The sequence below is a fragment of the Ferruginibacter paludis genome (assembly GCF_030409685.1).
GTDB classification, from domain to species: domain Bacteria; phylum Bacteroidota; class Bacteroidia; order Chitinophagales; family Chitinophagaceae; genus Ferruginibacter; species Ferruginibacter paludis.
The window spans coordinates 386,916-409,994 of the sequence record NZ_JAUFQJ010000004.1; the positions used below are offsets into that span (position 1 = coordinate 386,916).

Consider the following 23,079-nt stretch of genomic DNA (forward strand, 5'->3'; position numbering starts at 1 on the left):
AATCAATTCAGTAATTGAAGTTAAACCTTGTTTTACCAGTAAATATCCTACAGCCGAATGCCGCATAATTCAAGATTATTTTTCTTCTGTTTGCTTCAACTTTGCTTTTTTTGCAGCAATGCGCAAAATCAACATTTACAATTTGACCATATCAGTGCTTCGGAAGGGCTTTCATTAAATAATGTAGAAGCTATTATACAGGACAATCGTGGCTTTATGTGGTTCGGCACACCGGATGGTTTAAATAAATACGACGGTTACCGCTTTACTGTTTTTAAAACCGATCCTGCAGACACAGGCAGTATCAGCAACAATTACATCAGAAGTATAGCAAAAAGTAAAAATGGTGACCTTTGGGTAGCCACTATGGGCGGTGGTGTTTGCCTTTATGACCACAATAAAGAACGTTTTATAAGATACAGGCACAATGCAAAAAACGGCAACAGTATAGCAGATGACAATGTAAATAGTATTTGGGAAGATGAAAATGAAAATGTGTGGATAGGTACCGTAAACGGGCTGGATGTACTAAACCGCAAACAGAACCACATTGAACATTTTAAAAAGATTAACGGCGACGCCTCCAGTCTCACCGACAACTATATCAGAGGCGTTTTTGAAGATGCCCGGCATAACTTATGGGTAGCCACCCTCAATGGTGGCGTGAACCTGTTTAATAAAAACAAGAGGACATTTACTCATTATCTGCACGACGAAAAAAATACCTTATCCATTGCCAGCAATAATATCATCACCCTGTTTGAAGACAGTGAAAAACGTTTGTGGATCGGCACCGACGGTGCTGGCATGGACTATTTCGACCGCCAGACAGGTATTTTTCATCATTACAAAAAAGATGAAAGCAATCCACATAGCCTGCAGGCAAATGCCGTGTACGCTTTTAGTGAAGATGATGAAAAAAACCTGTGGATAGGCACAGAAAATGGCGGACTATCCCTCTTAAATTTTGAACGCGGCTCAATGATTACATACAAAAATGACGCTGTAGATGGGGGGAGTATCAGCAACAATTCTATCAATGCCCTTTTCAGGGATGCAAAAAAAAATATGTGGCTGGGCAACTATTCAGGCGGAATTGATATGGTTAATAGTGACAAAGGCAGTTTTTTTCATTATAAACACAAGTTGGAAAAAAACAGCCTCAGCAATAACAATGTGCTTTCTATTTTTGAAGATAGCAAATTCAATATCTGGATTGGTACCGATGGTGGTGGGTTAAATTTATTTGATGCCCAAAGCGGTCATTTTAGTTATTTTAAACATGCCAGGGATAACAGCCAAAGCATTTGCGGCGATTATGTAATTTCTGTTACGGAAGACAGTAAAGAAAATATTTGGGTGGGTTGCTGGGCATCCGGAGTAACAGTATACAACCCTGTAAAAAAGACATACCAGCATTATATCCATAACCCCGGGGATACCACCAGCCTCAGCAGCAACAACGTATGGAAAATATTTGAAGACAGGGATAAAAATATCTGGATAGGTACTTATGGCGGCGGACTCAATTTGCTAAATGCGGATGGTAAAACCTTCACCCATTTTCCTTATAATCCAAACGACCCGAACGGCATTTCCAATGAAAATATTCAGAACATTTTCCAGGACCGAGATGGTAATATCTGGATATCAACGGACGGCGGCGGTTTGAACCTGTTCAATAAACAGACCCTCACTTTCAGGCATTTTTTGCACCATGATACAAAAAACAGTATCAGCAATAATAATGTGTATTCTATTTTTGAGGACCAGAATGGAACGCTCTGGATTTGCACCCGCAACGGTTTAAACCTCTATGATAAAAAAACAAATCGTTTTTCATTACTAACTGTAGCAGACGGTTTGCCCGCAAATTTAACCCTGGCTGTACTGGAAGATAATAAAAGTAATTACTGGATTAGTACCAACAAAGGGATAAGCCGCTTTAATCCATTTAGCAGGGTATTTACCAACTATAAGGTATCAGATGGGTTGCAATCAGATGAATTTAAAGAACAGGCATTTTGTAAAAGTCACACCGGTATGATGTACTTTGGCGGGGTGAATGGTTTTAACGAGTTTAATCCCGATAGTATCACTACCATAGCTTATGATCCCCCACTGCTGATCACCAACTTTCAAATCTTTAATAAAAAAGTGCCCATTGCCACAAATGAAAGCCAGCAATCCCCTTTAAAAAAAAGTATTACTGAAACAGACTTTATAACACTGCCCTCATCCAGCTCCGTTTTTTCTTTTGAATTTGCCTCCCTGAATTACACTTCTTCAGACAAAAAAAAATACGCTTACATGCTGGAAGGTTTTGATAAGGAGTGGAACGAATCGGGTAAAGAGAGGCTGGCTACCTATACCCACCTTGACCCGGGAGAATACACTTTTAAAGTAAGAGGATTGAACAATGAAGGGAAATGGTCGCCTAAAATTGTTTCCCTTAAACTGCTTATAAAACCTCCTTTTTATTTAACCTGGTGGTTTAAACTACTGGCCCTCGTAGTGCTTAGCGGCAGCATTGTTGCCTTGTATTTAAACCGTGTAAGCTCCATAAAAAAGCAACAGGAAAAATTACAACAGCAGGTAGATGAAAAAACCATGCAACTGGTACTTGCCAACAACGACCTGACCATGAAGAATAAAGAGCTGGAGCAATTTGCCTACGTAGCTTCACACGATTTGCAGGAGCCACTGAGAACTACCACCGGCTTTGTAAATTTATTGCAGCAACAGTACAAAGGTAAAATAGATGAAAGAGCTGATAAATACCTGTCCTTTCTTTCTGAAGCATCAAACAGAATGCGGGTGCTGATAGCTGACCTGCTGGACTTTTCGAGAATAGGAGAAAAAAGAGAATTTGAAAGAATTAATTGCAATGAGATATTAAAGAATGTAAAGCAGGATATAATGGCCGCGGTGACTGAAACCAATGCAGTGATTGAGGCTGATACATTGCCCGTTATTAATGGTCACGCTTTTGAGATGCAAATACTGTTTCAAAACCTGATACTGAATGCCATCAAATTCAGGAAGAAAAATATGGTACCACATATAACCATCAGTGTAAGTAAAGCACAGAAGTACTGGCAGTTTGCATTTAGAGACAATGGCATTGGCATAGAAGCCCAGTACACTGAAAGAATATTTGATATTTTTCAGCGGCTGCATACCCGTTCGGAATATGAGGGTTCCGGCATCGGTTTATCGCATTGCAAAAAAATTGTAGAACTGCATTATGGAAAAATATGGGTAGAGAGTATACCCGGAGAAGGCAGCACTTTTTATTTTACTATCCCTGATGCCAGGCCTGCCGCATAGCCTTGGTAGTTGTTCTATTATTGCCTCCTTGCCCTTCATCTCATCACGGTCGTGAACTTGATGAAATGCGGGAGTATTTCAGCAGATAAATCTTCATTAATTACTAAGCCGATATTCATTTGGCGTATAGCCGGAACGTTGTTTAAACAAGCGGGTAAAATGTTGGGGATATTTAAATCCGAGTTCGGAGGCAATTTGATTAACGGATTTATTATGGTCAAATATTCTTTCTTTAGCTACATCAATCACCTTGGTCTGTATATACTCCTGCGCTGTTTTGCCGGTTTCTTTTTTTATTAAATCGCCAAAATAGCCCGGGGATAAATTGAGTTCGCCGGCACACCAGGCAACAGATGGCAGGCCAATCGTTTGCGGCTTTTCTGACTGATAATATCCGTTTAGCAAGGTTTCAAATCTTTCTACAATGCCCTGGTGCACAATATCGCGGGTAATAAACTGGCGCTCATAAAAACGGCTGCAATAGTTCAGGAACAGTTCAATATTCGACACGATTAATTTCTTACTATGGTTGTCAATGGCATGTTCCAGTTCGTATTGAATCTTCGAAAAGCATTCCAGCACAATCTTTCTCTCCCGTTCAGACAGATGCAGCGCTTCGTTGGATTGATAGCAAAAAAAACTATAGTCTTTCATGTGGCGGCCAAGCGCCGTACCATGTATCAAATCTGGATGAAAAACCAGCGCATACCCTTTTGGCTGGTAAATCTCGCCGTTGCTGTTTATACCGGCTACTTGCCCGGGTGCCAGAAAAACCAATGTTCCCTCCTGGTAATCATAGGTATTCCTGCCATATACAAGATCACCACATTTTACATCTTTTAAAAAGATGGTGTAAAACCCAAAATACATCCTGGAACCTTGCCTTGGATCTGCCTTAGACAGGTCAACAACACTCACCAGCGGGTGCAGCGTTTCGTTTTTATTAAATGCGTTATAGTCGCTGACTGTTTCAAATCTCCTGATGTTATCCATAACCATTTTCTTTTACCGCTTTAAAATTACTGCTTTATTCTGCTCTGGCTTACAACCCATGAACGAATCAGCAATATTGGTAGAACAAACCGGAATTTGTATACCATTTTCGCAGGAAAATGCATTGACCTTTACGTACTGTTCAAACATGTCTTAAGCTATAAGAAGGCTAACCCATCGACTAAAAAGTTAATTATGAAAAAATTATTGTTCAGTTTTGTGCTGATCCTTTCCGCATGTTCCCTGCCTGCTCAGCAAACAGAAAGTAATGCATCGGCTAGCATGCTCACAGTTCATACCAACTACGGAGATTTGCGTGGCGTTACCGGGGGTGGAGTCTCCAGTTTCAAGGGAATACCTTATGCGGCGGCACCAGTTGGCGAATACCGCTGGCGTCCACCACAACCTGTTACTCCGTGGAAGGAAGTTCGTGATGCAACCAAGTTTGGTGCTGATTGTCCACAGCGAACCTGGCCGGGTTCTACAGCAACCATGTCCGAAGATTGCCTTTTTCTTAATGTATGGGCACCGGCTACTGCTACGAATAAATCAAAATTGCCAGTAATGGTTTGGATCCACGGAGGTGGTTTCACAGGGGGTAGCGGCTCCGGTCCGGGTTCGGCAGGAGATGCCTTTGCCAAACAAGGTGTCATCCTGGCGACTATCAATTACCGGCTTGGCCGCCTTGGTCATTTTGCGTTCCCGGCATTGAGCAACGAACATCCGGAAGAAATGAAAGGCAGCTACGCCTATATGGATCAGATTGCCGCTCTTAAGTGGATACAGGAAAACATTGCCGCATTTGGGGGCGATCCGAATAACATAACGATTTTTGGCTTTTCTGCAGGTGGCGTTTCTGTCCATTCATTGTTAACAATACCAGCAGCCAAAGGGCTTTTCCATAAAGCGATCAGTGAATCTGGTGGTGGCCGTGACGGTGTTCTTACCGGCAGGCCGATACGTCAGGAAAACGCTGATGCGCTGTACCCTGTTTCAGCGGAAACAATCGGGATAAACTTTGCCCGCAAACATAAGATCGGGAGCATCGATGCGGCCGGATTGGCCAAACTCCGCTCCCTAAGCGTGGAAGAAATTGTGGATGGAGGTCAGGAAAGTGATAGCTCCGGATTACGAACTTACTCAGGCCCGATCCTCGATGGCAAACTGGTGGTTGAAACAGCGGAGAGCGCATACAAGGCTGGCAGGCAGGCACATGTTCCGCTTATTATAGGAAATTGCAGTGCGGAAATCGGTGGAGCCTTTGTTAGTTCTGCCAGTTCGAAAGAAGCCCTGTTTTCACAATTTGGCGAATTAGATGCTGAGGCTAAAGCTGCCTTCGATCCCGATGGTAATAAAGCATTCGCTGAGGTACTCACAAAGTTTAATACCGACTGGGTGTGGGGTGAGCCAGCACGGATGACCGCAAGAAATTTTACAGCTAAACATAACCCAGCTTACATGTATCAATTTGGTTATGTCCCTACCACAATGAGGCAGCGTGCTCCCTATGGTGCCGGTCACGGATCTGAAGTTTCATTTGTATTCAATACGCTCAATGCCCGATGGGGAGCACCTGGTGAGGCAACACCAGAAGAGAAAGAATTAGCAAGGATCATGAATACCTATTGGACAAATTTCGCCAAAACGGGTAATCCTAATGGCAGCGGCCTACCGGTTTGGCCTCTTTACGACACTCAAAAAGAAGAGATCCTCGATATTGAGCTAGATGGTAAACCCGTGAGCAAGCCGGATCCCCGGAAAGCAAGATTTAATGTGATTGAAAAGGCATTTAAGAAGCGGACTCGCCTGCAGGCGCGTGGTGTTTAACCGCTGAAGTTGAATAGATGGATCTGGGGTAAATTAATAAGTGTAGAAAATGCCCCTCATCAGGGATAGATCTTCGATGCTGATGAATTAGAACTAAAGTCATCACTCAGCAATATTGGTAGATAAATCAGTAATCAGTATACCATTAAGTCAGGCAAATAATTAGAACTTTGCGGTAACAAAAATTAGAGAATATGCAGTATGTGAAATTGAATAACGGAGTCGAGATGCCCATACTCGGGTTTGGCGTTTTCCAGGTGACAGATTTGGCGGAGTGTGAAAGAAGTGTAGCGGATGCCATTGAAACCGGCTATCGCCTCATCGACACTGCTCAGTCTTATGGAAATGAAGAAGCAGTCGGAAAAGCAATTAAAAAGAGTGGAGTAAAAAGAGATGAACTATTTATCACCACAAAACTTTGGATTCAATCGAACGGCTATGAAGGCACAAAAAAATGGTTCGAAAATTCATTGAAAAAATTACAATTAGATTACCTGGATTTATACCTGATACATCAGCCTTACGGCGATGTGTACGGTGAATGGAGAGCCATAGAAGAATTGTACAAGGAAGGAAAAGCAAGGGCAATTGGTGTAAGCAATTTTCATCCGGACAGGTTGATGGATTTGATTGTTCACAACGAAATTGTTCCGGCAGTTAACCAGGTTGAAACACATCCATTTAACCAGCAAATTGAAACGCAAAAATTCCTGCAGGAAAACAATGTGCAAATAGAATCCTGGGGGCCATTTGCGGAAGGCAAAAACAATCTGTTTCACAATGAACTCCTGGCTTCCATCAGTAAAAAATACAACAAGACAATCGCACAGGTTGTTCTTCGCTGGCTCACGCAAAGAGGGGTGGTCGCTATTCCCAAATCGGTGAGAAAAGAAAGAATGGCAGAGAACTTCAACAGCCTCGATTTTGAATTAAGTGCTGATGATATGGAAGCCATCAAAACACTGGACACAAAGACGACCAGCTTCTTCGATCACCGTGATCCTGCAATGGTAAAATGGTTAGGAGAACGAAAGTTGAGCAATTAATCATCTCAGTTAAACAAACAAATATAGCCTGTTGAACATCTTCCAGCAATGGAATCAGGATATGGAATTGAAAATAACACTATGATTCAATCGGATAAAATAAACCTATTCTTGTCTGTTATAGCAGGCCTGGTATTGACATCATGCGCTACAAACAGGAAAAGTATTGACAGCAGCTTCATCACTATCCAGGAACAGGGAAGTTTTGCTGCTGGTGGTACAGTCATCACCAACACCGGAACATTCGATCCAAACAAACCGACACCTGATGGTCAAACTTACCATGGAGATCATGCCTATGTGTTTTACCAGGTTCCGGCCAATCCCCGTAAACTTCCTTTGGTAATGTGGCATGGCATCGGGCAATTTTCTAAAACATGGGAAACAACTCCGGATGGCCGGGAGGGTTATCAAAACATTTTTCTCCGTCGCCGATTTCCTGTTTACATACTTGATCAACCAAGAAGAGGCAATGCAGGCCGTAGCACCATTGGTGGAAACATTGCAGCCACACCAGATGAACAACAATGGTTCTGTACTTTTCGTGTAGGCATTTGGCCAACTTATTTTGAAGGTGTACAATTTGCCCGTGATACCAATACGCTCAATCAATACTTTAGGGCCATGACACCAAACATAGGCCCGATTGATATCAATGTTACAACAGATGCGGCTTCCGCACTTTTCAATAAAATTGGTCCGGCTATATTGGTAACGCACTCTCATTCCGGTGGCATGGGTTGGGTTACCGCGGTGAAAAATCAAAACGTAAAAGCAATAGTTTCATACGAACCCGGCAGTGGTTTTTTATTTCCTGAAGGTGAAGTTCCTGAACCGATCGCATTCACAGGCGGTTCTCTAACGCCTGTTGCTGTGCCGTTGCAAGATTTTTTAAAGCTCACCAAAATCCCTATCATCATTTATTATGGTGATAATATTCCTACAACACAATCACCCAATCCCGGTGTGGATGGCTGGCGGGCAAGGCTTGCCATGGCAAGAAAATGGCGGGACCTTATTAACAAACATGGTGGTGATGCAACGGTGGTTCATCTACCAGAAATAGGAATTAAGGGGAACACACACTTTCCATTTTCTGATTTAAACAATCTTGAAATTGCTGACCTCATGTCTAAATGGTTGAAAGAAAAAAAGCTGGATTAAATAAGCGGCATCAAAAAATTAAAATCATTCATAAAAACATAATGAAAAAATATTTTAAATACTTTATTTTTCTTCTCTTCATGTCAACAATCTTATCTGCAACAGCGCAAACAAAAATTACCAATCCGTTTGGTTTAGTGTATGGAGGAGCAATTACTGAAAATGTGCCGGGCAAAGTAAATATTCATCCTGTCAGTTACAAATTGAACGGCATTGCTGTTGCCGCCAATGTGTATACGCCTGCAAATTATGATGCATCAAAAAAATATCCCGCAGTGGTGGTAGCACACCCCAATGGCGGTATAAAAGAACAGACCGCAGGACTGTATGCACAGCGTTTGGCAGAAGCAGGCTATATCACCATTGCCGCCGACGCACTGTACCAGGGTGCTAGTGGCGGAGAGCCCCGTCATACGGATAAACCAACCTACCGCACGGAAGATATCCGTGGTATGGCTGACTATATTTCCAGTTACGCAGGGGTGGATGCTAACCGGTTGGGTGTATTGGGTATTTGTGGTGGCGGTGGTTATACATTGAAAGCGGCACAGGGGGATAAACGTTTTAAAGCTGTAGCCACTTTAAGTATGTTTAACTCAGGCGAAGTAAGACGCAACGGTTTTCAGAATTCCCAGTTAAATACCATCCAGGAGCGTTTAAAGAAAGCTTCGGATGCACGTGCGCAGGAAGCAGCCGGTGGTAAAATAATTTACGCAGGTGTGGCAAGTATAACAGATGAAGAAATTGCTAAAACCTCCACCGATTTATATCGTGAAGGATACACTTACTATTACAGAACACATGCTCATCCTAACTCCACTTTTCTATACACCATGAGCAGTCTACTGGATTTAATGACCTGGGATGCAACCACGAATATGGATATGATTGATCAGCCGCTGTTGATGATGGCCGGCAGCAAGGCCGATACGAAGTATATGACAGATGAAGCATTTGGCAAAGCGACCAACGCAAAAAGTAAAGAGCTGTTTGTAATTGATGGCGCTACACATATCCAGACTTATTGGAGACCTGAATACGTAGACCAGGCGATCAATAAACTCACCAGTTTTTTTGGTAAGAATTTATGAGCATTCAATCGATCAAAAAATGGGAAAGCGCAAAATATTCTACTGTTTATTATTAATGACTCAAAGCATGTTTGCACAAACAACCGCAGATACAGCTGTTGCATTAAATCAAAAGGAACGCAGCATAATACTTATTTCAGCATTCACCGCTCAGGGTAATATGCCTCAACTCAAAATTGCTTTAAACAATGGTTTGAGTGCAGGGCTAACTATTAGTGAAATAAAAGAAACGCTCGTGCAGTTGTATGCGTATGCCGGCTTTCCACGCAGCCTGAATGCTTTGCACAAGCTGATGGAAGTATTGGATGAAAGAAAAACAAAAGGAATCAATGATGTATTAGGCAAAGAGCCTGCTGAGTATTCTGTAAAGAAAACAATGCTGCAAACAGGAACAGAAAATCAAACAAAATTGGTGGGATCAAAGATTGCGGGCGGCGTGTATGAATTTGCTCCGGCTATTGACCAGTTTTTAAAAGAACATTTATTTGGCGCCATTTTCAGCAGGGACAATCTTGACTGGAAAACCCGTGAGTTAATCACGATTTCCGCATTAGCGGCAATGGAAGGCGTTACGCCTCAGCTTCGCTCACATTATGGCGTAGGAATGTACAATGGTCTTACTGCCGGTCAATTAGCTGAATTGTCAACGGTAATTGAAATGGGTGTCGATAATCAACGCGGAACCATTGCCCGGCAGGTGCTTCAATCCGTGATCGATAAAAAGCCTTATGTTGAATCTTCGCAACCCAACGATGAAATTTTTCCCATAGGAGAAAAAATAACCAACGATAATTTTATCGGTACTGCCTGGTTAAATCAGTTGATTCAAAGTGACAGCATCAATAACATACAGGTTGGCAATGTAACTTTTGAAAAGGGTGCAAGAACCAAATGGCATTATCATCCGGGCGGTCAGATTTTATTGGCATTGGATGGTGTGGGGTATTACCAGGAGAAAGGCCGTGCAAAGCGCATGCTTCATAAAGGCGATGTAGTAAAATGTGCTGCCAACGTTCCGCATTGGCACGGCGCAAGTCCGGGCGATAAATTTATCCAGGTGGCCATTACCGATCCAAAAAATGGGGCGACTGTTTGGTTAGAGGCGGTAGGCGAACCGGAATATAATAGTCCGCTTTAGAATTGGTATTCTTTCTTACATTTATTTCAATTAAGTGAATTTCTGTATTCCTTCGGTGTGGTGCCGACATGTTGTTTAAACAAGCGGGTAAAATGTTGCGGATATTTGAAGCCAAGTTCATAGGCTATTTCACTAACAGATTTGTTGTGGTCAAATATCCTTTCTTTAGCCACTTCTATCAGTTTCATTTGCAGGTATTCCTGGGCAGATTTGCCGGTTTCCTTTTTTATGACGTCACCAAAATAACCTGCAGATAAATGCAATTCACCTGCGCAGTAAGCTACAGAAGGTAAGCCAGCTGCTTGTGGTTTTTCTGTTTGAAAATATTCATTCAGCAATGTCTCATACCTTGCTACTATTCCCTGGTTCACCGTATCGCGGGTAATAAACTGCCGGTCGTAAAAACGGGTGCAATAATTCAGGAACAATTCAATATTGGTTACAATCAATCTTTTGCTGTGCTTATCAATCGGACGTTCCAGTTCGTATTCAATCTTCGATAAGCATTCCATCACAATTTTTCTTTCCCGTTCTGACAAATGAAGCGCCTCATTTGACTGATACCCGAAGAAGGTATATTCCTGTATGTGTTTTCCAAGATGTGTGCCATGTATTAAATCAGGATGGAATACCAGCGCATACCCTTTAGGCTGAACAGGTACTGCAGTGGTATCAAAACCAATTACCTGCCCCGGCGCAATGAACACCAACGTGCCTTCCTGGTAGTCGTAGGTGTTCTTTCCATACCGGAGGTCACCACATTTTACATCCTTCAAATACACTGAGTAAAAGCCAAAACTTACACCCGTCATATGTTGCGGAGGCGGACCAACGATTGATTTTGATACGTCAATAATACTCACCAGGGGGTGTAGTGTTTCATGATTGCCAATCGCATTGAAGGCACTGATCGTTTCAACCCGTATTATCTTTTCCATAAGTTTCCCGTATGCTGAAGTTCAAAATTATCACCTTATTTACTCAGTTTCAGATTAGCCCCCCATAATCAGCAACATTGGTAGGTAAAACAGTAATCTATATACATCTTAGTCAAAAAAAGCAAACATCTTTACAGCGCAAATATTTAAGTACAATACTTAAAAAATTTGCCGGTAAACGCTTCCAAATGAAAAAATCAAAATTTGCCTCCGGATTATTCCTGTCATGCGCAACGCATACACAACAAGATATCATTGAAACTTTTCAATTTAATAACGATGGCTGATTTCAAAAATTAAAGAAAAAAGCACTGCTTAATTTTTAATCATAAAATAATACGAACATAATGAAAACATGCATGATTGCATTGATTGCTTTAATAAGTACAACCACGCTTAAAGCACAGACCGCAGATGAGGTAATTGCAAAACATATTGCAGCGATCGGTGGCAAAGACAAGCAATCCCAGGTAAAGACTGTTTATATGGAGAACACCATGGAAGCTATGGGCAATCAATCTCCTAATAAAGTTTTTATTATTAACGGCAAAGCATACCGGAGCGAATCTGATATGATGGGTCAAACAATGGTGCAGGTTGTGAACGATAAAAGCGGTTGGGCAATCATGCCATTTGGCGGACCATCAACTCCAACAGCCATGACCAATGATGATTATAAAGCCCTTGCAGATGCAATTTATGCAGGTGATCCATTAATCACCTATTCAGCTAATGGTGGTAAAGTAGAATTATCAGGCCAGGAAAAAGTGAATGGTGTAAACGCTTATAAAATTAAATATACGAGCAAGCTCGGTTATGAAACCACGTATTATATTGACCCTACAAGCAATTACATTATTGAGTCTGTAAGGCAGGGCAATGCAATGGGGCAAACGGTGACTGTAACAACAACTTATTCTGATTACAAGAAAACGGATTTTGGTGTTTTTATGCCTTTTGCAACAAACACGGATATGGGTCAGTTTGCTTTTAAGCTGAACACAAAAAAAATTGAAATAAATAAAGATATTGATGCGAAGGTTTTTGAAATGCCGGGTCAATCCACCGCGGCAACATCAACGAGACCCGCTGCTCCTGCTGCTAACCCCCTACTGATGAGGGGGTCGGCCCTGGTGTCTCCCGAGGTGGGGCCAGATCACCGTGTGACCTTCCGCTTCGCAGCGCCTAACGCCACACAGGTAAGTGTAAACACGGGCTTTATGGGCGGCTTTCCGAGCATCACCATGCAGAAGGATGCACAGGGCGTTTGGACAGGAACCTCGGAACCGCTGCAACCGGAAATCTATCAATATAATTTCATCGTTGATGGCGCAAGGGTCACCGATCCTTCGAATACCAGGCTGATGACCTCCTATCACCGCAAGGATCTCAGCTACCTTTTGGTGCCCGGCGACAATGCGTGGACGCCTGTTCCTGAAGTACCTCATGGCGCAGTGGCGCAGCATGTTTATCATTCTGAGGTTACCAATGAGGATCGGGAGTTCTACGTCTACACGCCTCCGGGCTATGATCCGAAGCGTAGTCAGCCGTATCCGGTTCTTTTCCTTCAACATGGCCTTAGCGAAGATGCCATGAGCTGGATTCAACAGGGTGCCAACACCACGCTCGACAACTTGATTCACCAGGGCAAGGCTGTGCCAATGATCATGGTCGCAAGCCTGGGATACGGCACAGCAAATGGCCCTGCTGATATCGATGCGCCGGAAATGCAGCAGAACTTCGCACGTATGCTGATTGAAGAAGTGATGCCGGTCATCTACAAACAATACAATGCATCCACCAAGGCAGCCGATCATGCTATCGCAGGCCTTTCTATGGGCGGTGGGCAAACCATTTTTATGGGTCTGAACCGGCTCAATAAATTTGCGTGGTTCGGCGGTTTCAGCGCCGCTCTTGTCAACTGGGCACATAGCATTTCTGTTGCGCAGCCTCCTGCTCCAGCGGAGGTAGTGGCAGCGGCTAAAGCGGCTGAGACTGCAAACCCCGCCCCACAGCCGCCCAGATTTCAGGCTGGTACTATCATGCGCAACTTCGGTGCCGGGCCAGTGTTTGAAGCCCGCCTGCCAATGCTGTTACCTAATTTGAATGCACAGTCGGCTAAACAAATCAAATTGCTGTGGCTGGGCATCGGAGGCGACGACCCAAGTATCGAAACGCATAAGCAGCTCAAAGCATTTTTGGACGCCAAAGGAGTCAAATACACCTATTTAGAGACTCCCAACCTGGGTCACGTGTGGCCGCTGTGGCACCGGCACCTTGAAGCGTTTGCTCAGCTGATATTCAAATAGCTCCCTTTACTTAATTTTTAATCATAAATAATATGAACACAATGAAAGCATGCATTATTGGACTAATTGCTTTAATAAGCACCACTACACTTAAAGCACAAACAGCAGAAGACATAATTGCAAAACATATTGTTGCTATCGGCGGCAAAGACAAGCTATCCCAGTTAAAGACTGTTTATATGGAGAACACCATGGAGGCGATGGGCAATCAATCTCCTAATAAAGTTTTTATTATTAACGGTAAATCTTATCGGAGTGAATCTGATATGATGGGTCAAACAATGGTGCAGGTTGTGAACGATAAAAGCGGCTGGGCAATCATGCCATTTGGCGGATCATCAGACCCAACAGCAATGACCGATGATGACTATAAAGCCAGCGCAGATGCAATTTATGCAGGCGACGCTTTAATTAACTACCCAGCCAATGGTGGTAAAATAGAATTATCGGGCCAGGAAAAAGTGAATGGTGTAAACGCCTATAAAATAAAATATACCAGCAAGCTCGGTTATGAAACCACGTATTATATTGACCCTTCAAGCAATTACATTATTCAGTCTGTAAGGCAGGGCAATGCGATGGGGCAAACGGTGACTGTAACAACAACTTATTCTGATTATCAGAAAACGGATTTTGGCGTGTTTATGCCTTATGCAACCAATACGGATATGGGTCAGTTTGCCTTTAAGCTGAACACAAAAAAAATTGAAATAAATAAAGATATTGATGCGAAGATTTTTGACATGCCGGGTAAATAAACATGTTTGCTAAATACTATTTAATTAGCATATGCCATCCATATCACAGGCTTTTAAAATAATAGTTAAACGGCCAGCAAGTTATTTCACTATGTCAATTGAACGGGGTAGATACAATTCAATTTATTCTTCCATTAATCAGCAACATTGGTAAGTAAAACAGTAATGCATATACAGTCAGCGCCCTTTATTCATAGCACCTTTGCTGAATAAAAAATAAATGGTAATGGAAAAAGTAAAATTAAACAATGGTGTAGAAATGCCGGTGCTGGGATTCGGTGTAATGCAAATGATGGGTGCCGAATGTGAGGCGGCAGTAACTAATGCAATAGAAGCAGGATATCGTTTATTTGATACCGCTGAATTGTATGGCAATGAGCAGGCAGTAGGAAATGCTATTAAGAAAAGTAGTATTGCCAGGGAAGAATTATTTATAACAACCAAGTTTGGCAGTAAAGAAGCGGGCTATGAAAAGACTATCGCAGCTTTTCAAAAATCCCTTATGTTACTTCAGGTTGACTATATTGATCTTTACCTAATACACCAGCCGTTTGGAGACATCTTCGGCTCATGGCGTGCCATGCAGGATCTTTACCATGAAGGAAAGATCAAAGCAATTGGCGTATGTAACTTTTTGCCCGACAGGTTGATGGATTTAATAGTTAACAGTGGTTTCACGCCTGCTGTTAACCAGATTGAAACACACCCTTTCAACCAGCAAATTGAAACCCAGCAATTTTTAAAAGATAACAATGTTCAGATTGAAGCATGGGGACCGTTTGCTGAGGGAATGAATGGCGTGTTCACCAATGAAGTATTGACCGCTATTGCAGCAAAGTATAATAAAACCGTTGCCCAGGTTATCCTGCGTTGGTTAACGCAACGGGGCGTGGTTGCCATTCCAAAGTCGGCTCGTAAAGAAAGGATGATTGAAAACATCAGCATTTTTGATTTTAAATTATCAGATGAGGATATACAGCACATTCAAACTTTAGATACGGGTAAAAGCCTTCTTTTTAGTCACCGTGATCCGGCCATCGTAAAATGGATGAGCGAATATGGATGGTTAACAAGTTAATGGTGAGTTCACCTCAAAACGAAATAATTAAAAAATAAACAGGTTATGAGTAACACAAATACAGAGCAGGAAATTTTAAGTCTGTCGAAACATAAATGGCTTTGGATGGCAGAGAAAAATGCAGATCCGTTAATTACACTCTTCCATGAAAAATCTGTTTTCATTCACATGGGGGGCAGTTTTGAAAAAGACAAGGAAATTAATTTTATTAAAACCGGGGAGATTTGGTACAAAAAAGCTGAAGTTTACTCAGCTACAGTCAATATCATTGGCAATACAGCCATCCTGTTAAATGACATTGATTTGCTCGCAGTAGTCGGCCCAAACGAAGTGATCAATCCCTTTATGGTAACGGAGGTATATATCAATGAAAATGGAAAATGGAAGTTGGGCTCGCTCTCCTTCACAAAGCTAATGAGGCCCGTTAAAATGAATACTGGTCAATGATAAGAAATAAAAAATTTAGTCGCGAAAATATCGGCATTGGTCGCATTTGCAATTCTTTTGTTTTTATTAAAAGTAAATTTAAAGAAGATTGCAGGTTCTGACCCCCATTTTTCTTCACCGCCAGGGTAACTCAATTTTTTTTGATCTATCACAATTAAAAAATCAATTATCAACTTAAATAAAAACTATATGAAAGTAAAAATTATCGGGCTGTGTGTGGGTGTTTTAACCACGCTGTCCTCCTATGCGCAGCAGCCACCAACAGAAACAATTAAAACATCTACCAGTAACACACCGGAACAACAGGAAGTAATCAATCTTTCAAAAAAGAAATGGGATTGGATGGCTGATAAGAATGTCGATTCTTTGGGTGTTCTCTTTGATGAAAAATCTATGTTCATCCACATGGGTGGAACCTGGGGAAAAACACAGGAGTTGGGTACGATAAAAAGCGGTGGTATCTGGTATAAGAAAGCCGAAGTTTATTCAGTTGTAGTAAATATGTTTGGTAACACAGCCATCCTGCTCAATGACATTGACCTGGTAGCAGTAGTAGGCGGCAACGAAGTTGTCAACCCGTTTATGGTGACAGAAGTCTACATCAAAGAAAAAGGTAAATGGAAGATGGGCTCACTCACTTTTTCTCACTTACGCAGGCCGGTGCAACTGAAATAAATAGCCAGCTGCACAACACTAAAATTAAAAATATGGATCGTCGTAAATTATTTAAGAACGGATTGACATTGGCCGGAGGCACTTTGTTGGCTTCAGCTGCCGGAGCCCGGATACCAGGCCAGGAAACCGGTATTGGTGGTTTGGTACAACAGAACACTTCATCAACAACCCCCGGTAAGCGTAAGCTGGGCGCAAAATTAGAAGTTTCCTGCATTGGCCTTGGTGTACAGAATATGAGCCGGACTTACCAAACTACTATTCCTTCCAGAACTGAAATGCACAATATCATCCGGACAGCTTACGACAAGGGTGTAACGTTATTTGATGTTGCCGAAGCCTACGGGCCTTTGGAATGCGAAAAGATTTTAGGTGAAGCTGTGGCTCCCTTTCGGAATAAAATTGTAATTGAAACAAAATTCGGCTGGAACATCGACCCTGAAACGGGGCAATGGAGTCAGCCCGGATTGAACAGCAATCCTGAGCACATAAAAAAAGCCGTTGAAGGAATGTTGAAACGCCTTCGCACCGATCGTATTGATTTACTGTACCAGCACCGGGTAGACCCACAGGTTCCTATAGAAGATGTAGTAGGCGTCATCAAAGACCTGATCAAAGAAGGAAAGGTTTTGCATTATGGTCTTTCTGAGCCGGGCGTGCAAACTGTAAGGCGGGCACATGCTGTTCATCCTGTTACCGCTATCCAAAATGAGTATTCACTTTTATGGCGTGGGCCCGAAGAAAAAATTATTCCGCTTTGCGAAGAATTAGGTATCGGTTTCGTTCCCTGGAGTCCACTTGGTGTAGGATTTTTAACGGGTGCTATTGATGCCAATACGAAATTTGCACAGGGTGATATCCGTGGTGGTGAAACCAGGTTCTCGCCTGAGAACATAACGAATAACCTGGCCTTAGTGGAAGTATTGAAAAAATGGGCGGAGAAAAAACAGGCCACACCAGGCCAGATTTCACTTGCCTGGTTGCTGCACCAAAAGCCATGGATTGTGCCTATACCGGGTACTACACAGATGGCACATATGCTGGAAAATACCGCTGCTTATGAAGTAAAGTTTACGGCTGATGAATTGAAGCAGTTTAATACAGAGATAGCCGCTATTCAAATAAAGGGAGAACGATTGCCATCCTTTGTAGCATCCCTTTCGGGAGTGGAAGCGCCACCAAAAAAATAAAATATCATGAAAACTACGTTGATGCTGTCAATGGTGATTGGATTGGTTTTTAATTCAGTTTGCATGCATGCGCAACAAGTATCAACAAAAAATATTTTAATTGTTTATTTATCACGTACCGGCAACACAAAAGTGATCGCTGAAATCATCCAGCGAAATGTGGGTGGAAAATTGGTCGCAATTGAGTTGCAAAAACCTTATCCTGAGAATTACCGGCAAACAGTGCAACAGGTAGTGAACGAAAATGAAACAGGGTATCTGCCGCCGTTAAAAACCATCATCGACAGCATTGAAAAATATGATATGGTATTTGTCGGTTTCCCTACCTGGGATATGAAGATGCCGCCGCCGATGAAAAGTTTTTTGCATCAATATAACTTCGCCGGAAAAGCCGTGATTCCTTTTAATACCAATGCTGGGTATGGCGTAGGTAGCGGTTTTGAAACAGTAAAAGAATTGTGCCCCAATAGTAAGGTGCTGGAAGGTTTTGAAATAAAGGGTGGTATAGAACGAGATGGGATAAAGCTCGCCATCAAAGATGAAAAAGCAACAGCAGCTGCAATAAAAGTAAAGCAGTGGTTGCAAAAGATTAAAGTAACAGTAGTTGAATAGTTGTCATTAAAAAACGATAAATTTAACCGATGAAAAAAATTGTTACGATTGCCTTAGTAGCGCCTGCAATTTTTATGCTCAGCAGTTTCTTGCCCAATCAAAAGCTGAGTGAAAGCATTAAACGGGGCAAAGAAGTATATGCGTTGCAATGCCAGAATTGTCACATGGAAGATGGAAAGGGAATGCCTGAAGTAAATCCTCCTTTGGCTAAAGCAGATTACCTGAAAAAGCCAAACAAAACACTCATCAATATTATTCTAAAAGGGCAAACAGAAGAAATAACTGTGAATGGCAAAAAATACAGTATTGCGATGCCAGCGCAGGATTATTTAACGGATGAACAAATTGCTGACGTATTGAATTATAGTAAAAATAGCTGGGGCAATAAAATACCTGGTGCAGTTACACCTGCAATGATAAAAGCCCTCAGACAATAAAAAAACAAACTACTTTAGCTTCACCAATAAATTTTACACAATGGCTGTTTATAACTTAAAAATTAACGGGCAAACCAAACAGGTTGATGTAGACCCGGCAACACCCATGCTGTGGGTTTTAAGAGAGCACCTGGATATGCCGGGTACAAAATATGGTTGTGGCGTTGCCATGTGCGGCGCATGCACTGTACACGTCAATGGTGTTGCTGTGCGGTCTTGCCAATTGCCGGTAGTGGCTGTAGGTAATAAAGAAATTACCACCATTGAAGGCCTTTCTGAAAACGGAGATCATCCCGTACAAAAAGCCTGGCTGGAGCATGATGTGGCGCAATGTGGTTATTGCCAAACGGGGCAGATCATGACAGCGGCTGCCTTGTTAAAAGCAAACCCCCATCCAACAGAGGCGCAAATTGACACCGCGATGAGCGGTAATATCTGCCGGTGTGGTACTTACGTGCGCATCAGGGAAGCCATACAGACTGCGGCAAAACAACAATAAAATATTGTGTAAAATACTCTTCTTACAATTCAAAGCACTCAACATGGAAAACAATACAACAAACCATAGCAGGCGTTCATTTTTAAAATCGTCTTTGCTTGCAGGCGGCGGACTGATGATTCATTTTAGCGGGCTGGCAAAATTCAACTTTGATGGTAAAACAACCGGGGTGAATGGGTCAGAAGAATGGAGCGAAGTAACCGGCTACATAAAAATTACACCGGATAACCTCATAAAAATTCTGAACCCCAACCCGGAGTTTGGTCAGAATGTAATGACCTCGCTACCCATGATTATTGCAGAAGAACTGGATGTAGACTGGCAAAAAATAATGGTAGAAATGGGGCCGCATAACAACCTGAAATTAGGCCCTCAATTCACGGGTGGCAGTAACTCAGTGAGAATGTACTGGAAGCCACTGAGAGAAGCAGGCGCCGCCGCCCGCAATATGCTGATGCAGGCCGCGGCACAAACCTGGGGTGTGCCGATAGAAGAAATTACCACCAAGGCGGGAACGTTGTACCATGAAAAGAGCGGCAAGTCGGGAACGTATGGTTCGTTTGCATCAAAGGCTTCCGCCATTGCTATACCCAAAGGTGTAAAGCTGAAAGACATAAAGAGTTTTAATACCGTGCGCAACTCAAAGAAAAATGTTGAAGGGGTTAAAATTGTGACCGGTAAGCCACTGTTCGGTATGGATTACAAACAGGATGGAATGCTGGTTGCGATGATTGAGCATCCGCATGCATTCGGGATGAAATTAAAATCATTTGATGCAACAGACACGTTGAAGATGCCGGGCATTAAAGATGTATTTAGCATCAAAATGTTTGAAGATAATTACGAACAGGCTGGTTTTGATACCCGTACCTTTAATGATTTGCTGGTAGTAGTGGGCAACACCACCTGGCAAGTGATGAATGCACGCAAAAAACTAAAAGTAACCTGGGAGCCTATCAGCGAGCACAAAGAAACCATCGCAGGTTTTCGTGGCAAAAATGAAGTCACCATACCAGCTGGGCTTGAAAGCAGCACCACACAATTGGCAAAAATGGCACAAATGGCAAAGCAACCAGCCAAACAATTACGCAAAGATGGCGATCCGGAAACTGCCTTTAAAAATGCAGCTCATATTTTAGAAAGAACTTACACAGCCCCCTTCCTGGCACACAACTGCATGGAGCCAATGAATTTTTTCGCACATGTTACAGATGACAAAGCTTTATTGGTAGGGCCGCACCAGGCGCCGGGTTGGATAGAACCTACCGTATCAAAAATTTTAAATCTGCCTGCTGATAAAATTGACATACAAATGGCCCGCATGGGTGGCGGCTTTGGGCTGCGTGCATATGGACATTATGTGATAGAAGCAGCACTGATTTCTAAAAAAGTAAAAGCACCCATCAAACTGGTGTATAGCCGCGAAGATGATATGACGTACGGTATCTATCGCCCGATGTACACCGCTACCTATCGTGCAGCGTTGGATGCCAATAAAAATTTAATTGCCTTTCATGTAAAGGGCGGCGGCATTCCTGAGAATGCAGTTCATCCAAACAGGTTTCCAGCAGGCACGGTTGACAACTACCTCGCCGAAGGATGGGAAATCCCCTCCAACATTACCATCGGGGCATTCAGGGCACCGGGCTCTAATTTTAATGCAGCATCCGAACAATCCTTTTTAGATGAGCTGGCAGAATTCATGGGAAAAGATCCTATCGATTTCAGGCTGGAATTATTAAAAAGAGGAAAAGAAAATCCCGTAGGTAAAAACAATGAATACGATGCAGACCGTTATGCCGGCGTATTAAAACTGGTAAAAGAAAAATCAGGCTGGAATGCAGCGGAGAATAAAAAATACAGTCGTGGTGTAGCTGCTTATTTCTGCCATAACTCCTATGCGGCGCATGTGGTGGATATGGTAAAGAAAGATGGTCAGCCTTATGTGGAGCGGGTTTTCAGTGCATTGGATTGTGGTGTGGTGATTAACCCCGATGCAGCCATCAACATGGTACAAGGCGCGGTAGTGGATGGCATAGGCAATGCCTTGTACGGAGGTTTAACGCATAAAGACGGCGCGGCAGAACAGAACAATTTTAACCGCTACCGCATGATCCGGATGAAAGAAGCGCCGAAGAAAATTGAAGTGCATTTTGTAGAGAATGATATTGATCCAACCGGATTAGGCGAACCGCCATTTCCACCAGTTTTTGGTGCTGTGGCAAATGCTTTACATAAAAATATGGGCAAGCGATTTTATAACCAGCCTTTCTCAAAAGATTTTACAGCTAAAGGGTAGGCTTGCTACAGATGGAGACAGTGTCGGCGAGCCTGGCTTACTGCGTTTACCAATGGCATTTTTGAAACCGTCAAGCGGATAAGAAAACTGCCTTTTGGTTTGGATACGGGTTTAACAACTTTGAAAATATCTTTTTGCCAGCTGAATTACACCGTCCATTATTTAATCTGATAAAAGGGGTATATTTAACCAACGATTATAATGCCTTTTAAACAATCACCTCAGTTGCTTACAGCCATTAATTAATCACACAACTATCTACATTTAAAAACAACGATTCATGCAAAGAAGAAAATTTATTCAATCAGGTACCATGGCCGCAGCAGGTTTGCTGCTTGCACGTTCCGCCGCAGCAGGAATACTGACCGGTAAAAAAGCATTTCCATCACCCGGACTTCAATTATATACCCTCGGGGATATGATGACAAAAGATGCCAAAGGTACTTTGCTACAGCTGGCTGCTATCGGGTATAAAGAACTGGAAAGCGCCGGTTCGCAAAAAGGGAATTTTTATGGCTACAAACCAAAAGAACTGGCGGCCATGATAAAAGATGCCGGCATGACCTGGCGTTCAGCCCACGTAGGCGGTGCGGCTTTCACCATGGAATCGCTCATGAAAATGGCCAAGACAGCAGCAGATTCTGCCAGGATGGAAAAAATATGGGACCGGATGAAGAATATGCCCAAGTCACTTAACCTGAAAGAAAATCACCATGAATTGGCGGATGCCGCAGCAGAAGGCGGCATTGGTTACCTGGTGTGTTCCAGCATTCCCGTAAGTACTTTGGATGAGATAAAAACTGCGGTGGATGTTTTCAACAAGGCGGGAGAAGCCTGTAAAAAAGCAGGTGTACAATTCGCCTACCACAACCACACCAGCGAGTTTGATGATGTAGAAGGCCATCGCCCGTTTGATTATATTCTTGCCAACACCGATAAGAATTTAGTGAAGATGGAACTGGACCTTGCCTGGGCTACCAAGGCCAAACAAGATCCTGTAGCCTTGTTTAAAATGCACCCCGGCCGTTTCCCACTCTGGCATGTAAAAGACCTGGATAAAGCCACGATGAATCCTGCAGAAGTGGGCTCCGGAGTTGTTGACTTCAAACACATTTTTGACAATGCAAAGGAATCCGGTATGAAGTACTATTTTGTAGAGCAGGATGGTGCACCGCAACCGATTCAAAATGTCACCAATAGTTTAAACTATCTAAAGAAAACGCTGTATTGATTTAACCGCCTTCAGTTTCA

At 42.6% G+C, this 23,079-nt stretch carries 19 protein-coding genes; 17 read left to right on the forward strand and 2 right to left on the reverse strand.

All coding sequences use genetic code 11. The features are described from left to right. Window positions 1-57 precede the first annotated feature (57 nt). On the forward strand, window positions 58-3,330 hold the full coding sequence (locus QWZ08_RS07410) for a two-component regulator propeller domain-containing protein (RefSeq protein ID WP_290336663.1): 3,273 nt from the start codon (window positions 58-60) through the stop codon (window positions 3,328-3,330). 96 nt (window positions 3,331-3,426) lie between these two features. On the opposite strand, the gene QWZ08_RS07415 is transcribed toward QWZ08_RS07410, so the two are convergent. Then, a complete protein-coding gene (locus tag QWZ08_RS07415; RefSeq protein WP_290336665.1) occupies window positions 3,427-4,323 on the reverse strand; it encodes a helix-turn-helix domain-containing protein in 897 nt (298 codons plus the stop codon). A 195-nt stretch (window positions 4,324-4,518) separates the two neighbouring features. Between QWZ08_RS07415 and QWZ08_RS07420 the strand changes: the two genes are divergently transcribed. From QWZ08_RS07420 to QWZ08_RS07440, 5 genes are all read left to right on the forward strand, one after another. After that, the gene (locus QWZ08_RS07420) at window positions 4,519-6,150 is read left to right on the forward strand and encodes a carboxylesterase/lipase family protein (RefSeq protein ID WP_290336666.1); all 1,632 of its coding nucleotides are present in this window, start codon (window positions 4,519-4,521) and stop codon (window positions 6,148-6,150) included. 194 nt (window positions 6,151-6,344) lie between these two features. Beyond that, window positions 6,345-7,196, forward strand: a complete 852-nt coding sequence (locus tag QWZ08_RS07425) for an aldo/keto reductase (RefSeq protein ID WP_290336668.1) — start codon at window positions 6,345-6,347, stop codon at window positions 7,194-7,196. A 48-nt stretch (window positions 7,197-7,244) separates the two neighbouring features. Continuing rightward, complete coding sequence (locus QWZ08_RS07430) at window positions 7,245-8,360, forward strand: alpha/beta hydrolase (protein WP_290336670.1); 1,116 nt, start codon at window positions 7,245-7,247, stop codon at window positions 8,358-8,360. Window positions 8,361-8,440: 80 nt separating this feature from the next. After that, the gene (locus tag QWZ08_RS07435; protein WP_290336673.1) at window positions 8,441-9,451 is read left to right on the forward strand and encodes an alpha/beta hydrolase; all 1,011 of its coding nucleotides are present in this window, start codon (window positions 8,441-8,443) and stop codon (window positions 9,449-9,451) included. Window positions 9,452-9,518: 67 nt separating this feature from the next. Further along, a complete protein-coding gene (locus QWZ08_RS07440; protein ID WP_290336674.1) occupies window positions 9,519-10,589 on the forward strand; it encodes a carboxymuconolactone decarboxylase family protein in 1,071 nt (356 codons plus the stop codon). Between the two features lie 26 nt (window positions 10,590-10,615). On the opposite strand, the gene QWZ08_RS07445 is transcribed toward QWZ08_RS07440, so the two are convergent. Then, window positions 10,616-11,527 (reverse strand): helix-turn-helix domain-containing protein, encoded by a 912-nt coding sequence (locus QWZ08_RS07445; RefSeq protein ID WP_290336675.1) that lies wholly within the window; start codon window positions 11,525-11,527, stop codon window positions 10,616-10,618. 347 nt (window positions 11,528-11,874) lie between these two features. On the opposite strand from QWZ08_RS07445, the gene QWZ08_RS07450 reads away from it, so the two are divergent. The 11 genes from QWZ08_RS07450 to QWZ08_RS07500 all read left to right on the forward strand — a co-directional run bounded on the left by QWZ08_RS07450 (window position 11,875) and on the right by QWZ08_RS07500 (window position 23,059). Further along, entirely contained in the window at window positions 11,875-13,836 is a 1,962-nt protein-coding gene (locus QWZ08_RS07450; RefSeq protein ID WP_290336676.1) for an alpha/beta hydrolase-fold protein, read from the forward strand. 41 nt (window positions 13,837-13,877) lie between these two features. Next, complete coding sequence (locus QWZ08_RS07455; protein ID WP_290336677.1) at window positions 13,878-14,594, forward strand: LolA-like protein; 717 nt, start codon at window positions 13,878-13,880, stop codon at window positions 14,592-14,594. A 226-nt stretch (window positions 14,595-14,820) separates the two neighbouring features. Continuing rightward, a complete protein-coding gene (locus QWZ08_RS07460) occupies window positions 14,821-15,672 on the forward strand; it encodes an aldo/keto reductase (RefSeq protein WP_290336678.1) in 852 nt (283 codons plus the stop codon). A 45-nt stretch (window positions 15,673-15,717) separates the two neighbouring features. Next, window positions 15,718-16,119 carry a nuclear transport factor 2 family protein gene (locus QWZ08_RS07465; protein ID WP_290336679.1) on the forward strand — a complete coding sequence of 134 codons (402 nt, stop codon included), beginning with the start codon at window positions 15,718-15,720 and terminating at the stop codon, window positions 16,117-16,119. Window positions 16,120-16,308: 189 nt separating this feature from the next. After that, the gene (locus QWZ08_RS07470) at window positions 16,309-16,794 is read left to right on the forward strand and encodes a nuclear transport factor 2 family protein (RefSeq protein WP_290336680.1); all 486 of its coding nucleotides are present in this window, start codon (window positions 16,309-16,311) and stop codon (window positions 16,792-16,794) included. 32 nt (window positions 16,795-16,826) lie between these two features. Continuing rightward, window positions 16,827-17,981 carry an aldo/keto reductase gene (locus QWZ08_RS07475; protein WP_290336682.1) on the forward strand — a complete coding sequence of 385 codons (1,155 nt, stop codon included), beginning with the start codon at window positions 16,827-16,829 and terminating at the stop codon, window positions 17,979-17,981. Window positions 17,982-17,987: 6 nt separating this feature from the next. Then, window positions 17,988-18,593, forward strand: coding sequence for a flavodoxin (locus QWZ08_RS07480; protein ID WP_290336684.1), 606 nt, complete (start codon window positions 17,988-17,990; stop codon window positions 18,591-18,593). A 29-nt stretch (window positions 18,594-18,622) separates the two neighbouring features. Continuing rightward, complete coding sequence (locus QWZ08_RS07485) at window positions 18,623-19,030, forward strand: c-type cytochrome (protein WP_290336685.1); 408 nt, start codon at window positions 18,623-18,625, stop codon at window positions 19,028-19,030. A 40-nt stretch (window positions 19,031-19,070) separates the two neighbouring features. After that, entirely contained in the window at window positions 19,071-19,529 is a 459-nt protein-coding gene (locus QWZ08_RS07490; protein WP_290336686.1) for a (2Fe-2S)-binding protein, read from the forward strand. 43 nt (window positions 19,530-19,572) lie between these two features. Next, on the forward strand, window positions 19,573-21,828 hold the full coding sequence (locus tag QWZ08_RS07495; RefSeq protein WP_290336687.1) for a xanthine dehydrogenase family protein molybdopterin-binding subunit: 2,256 nt from the start codon (window positions 19,573-19,575) through the stop codon (window positions 21,826-21,828). 280 nt (window positions 21,829-22,108) lie between these two features. Beyond that, window positions 22,109-23,059 (forward strand): sugar phosphate isomerase/epimerase family protein, encoded by a 951-nt coding sequence (locus tag QWZ08_RS07500; protein WP_290336688.1) that lies wholly within the window; start codon window positions 22,109-22,111, stop codon window positions 23,057-23,059. Window positions 23,060-23,079 lie beyond the last annotated feature (20 nt).

What these genes read in the sequence shown, in the direction of transcription:
- QWZ08_RS07490 (WP_290336686.1), top strand. Translation starts at nt 19,071, where the DNA reads ATGGCTGTTTATAACTTAAAAATTAACGGGCAAACCAAACAGGTTGAT.
- QWZ08_RS07470 (WP_290336680.1), top strand. Translation starts at nt 16,309, where the DNA reads ATGAAAGTAAAAATTATCGGGCTGTGTGTGGGTGTTTTAACCACGCTG.
- QWZ08_RS07465 (WP_290336679.1), top strand. Translation starts at nt 15,718, where the DNA reads ATGAGTAACACAAATACAGAGCAGGAAATTTTAAGTCTGTCGAAACAT.
- QWZ08_RS07500 (WP_290336688.1), top strand. Translation starts at nt 22,109, where the DNA reads ATGCAAAGAAGAAAATTTATTCAATCAGGTACCATGGCCGCAGCAGGT.
- QWZ08_RS07420 (WP_290336666.1), top strand. Translation starts at nt 4,519, where the DNA reads ATGAAAAAATTATTGTTCAGTTTTGTGCTGATCCTTTCCGCATGTTCC.
- QWZ08_RS07415 (WP_290336665.1), bottom strand. Translation starts at nt 4,323, where the DNA reads ATGGATAACATCAGGAGATTTGAAACAGTCAGCGACTATAACGCATTT.
- QWZ08_RS07425 (WP_290336668.1), top strand. Translation starts at nt 6,345, where the DNA reads ATGCAGTATGTGAAATTGAATAACGGAGTCGAGATGCCCATACTCGGG.
- QWZ08_RS07485 (WP_290336685.1), top strand. Translation starts at nt 18,623, where the DNA reads ATGAAAAAAATTGTTACGATTGCCTTAGTAGCGCCTGCAATTTTTATG.
- QWZ08_RS07410 (WP_290336663.1), top strand. Translation starts at nt 58, where the DNA reads ATGCCGCATAATTCAAGATTATTTTTCTTCTGTTTGCTTCAACTTTGC.
- QWZ08_RS07440 (WP_290336674.1), top strand. Translation starts at nt 9,519, where the DNA reads ATGTTTGCACAAACAACCGCAGATACAGCTGTTGCATTAAATCAAAAG.
- QWZ08_RS07450 (WP_290336676.1), top strand. Translation starts at nt 11,875, where the DNA reads ATGAAAACATGCATGATTGCATTGATTGCTTTAATAAGTACAACCACG.
- QWZ08_RS07495 (WP_290336687.1), top strand. Translation starts at nt 19,573, where the DNA reads ATGGAAAACAATACAACAAACCATAGCAGGCGTTCATTTTTAAAATCG.
- QWZ08_RS07430 (WP_290336670.1), top strand. Translation starts at nt 7,245, where the DNA reads ATGGAATCAGGATATGGAATTGAAAATAACACTATGATTCAATCGGAT.
- QWZ08_RS07435 (WP_290336673.1), top strand. Translation starts at nt 8,441, where the DNA reads ATGTCAACAATCTTATCTGCAACAGCGCAAACAAAAATTACCAATCCG.
- QWZ08_RS07475 (WP_290336682.1), top strand. Translation starts at nt 16,827, where the DNA reads ATGGATCGTCGTAAATTATTTAAGAACGGATTGACATTGGCCGGAGGC.
- QWZ08_RS07460 (WP_290336678.1), top strand. Translation starts at nt 14,821, where the DNA reads ATGGAAAAAGTAAAATTAAACAATGGTGTAGAAATGCCGGTGCTGGGA.
- QWZ08_RS07480 (WP_290336684.1), top strand. Translation starts at nt 17,988, where the DNA reads ATGAAAACTACGTTGATGCTGTCAATGGTGATTGGATTGGTTTTTAAT.
- QWZ08_RS07455 (WP_290336677.1), top strand. Translation starts at nt 13,878, where the DNA reads ATGAAAGCATGCATTATTGGACTAATTGCTTTAATAAGCACCACTACA.
- QWZ08_RS07445 (WP_290336675.1), bottom strand. Translation starts at nt 11,527, where the DNA reads ATGGAAAAGATAATACGGGTTGAAACGATCAGTGCCTTCAATGCGATT.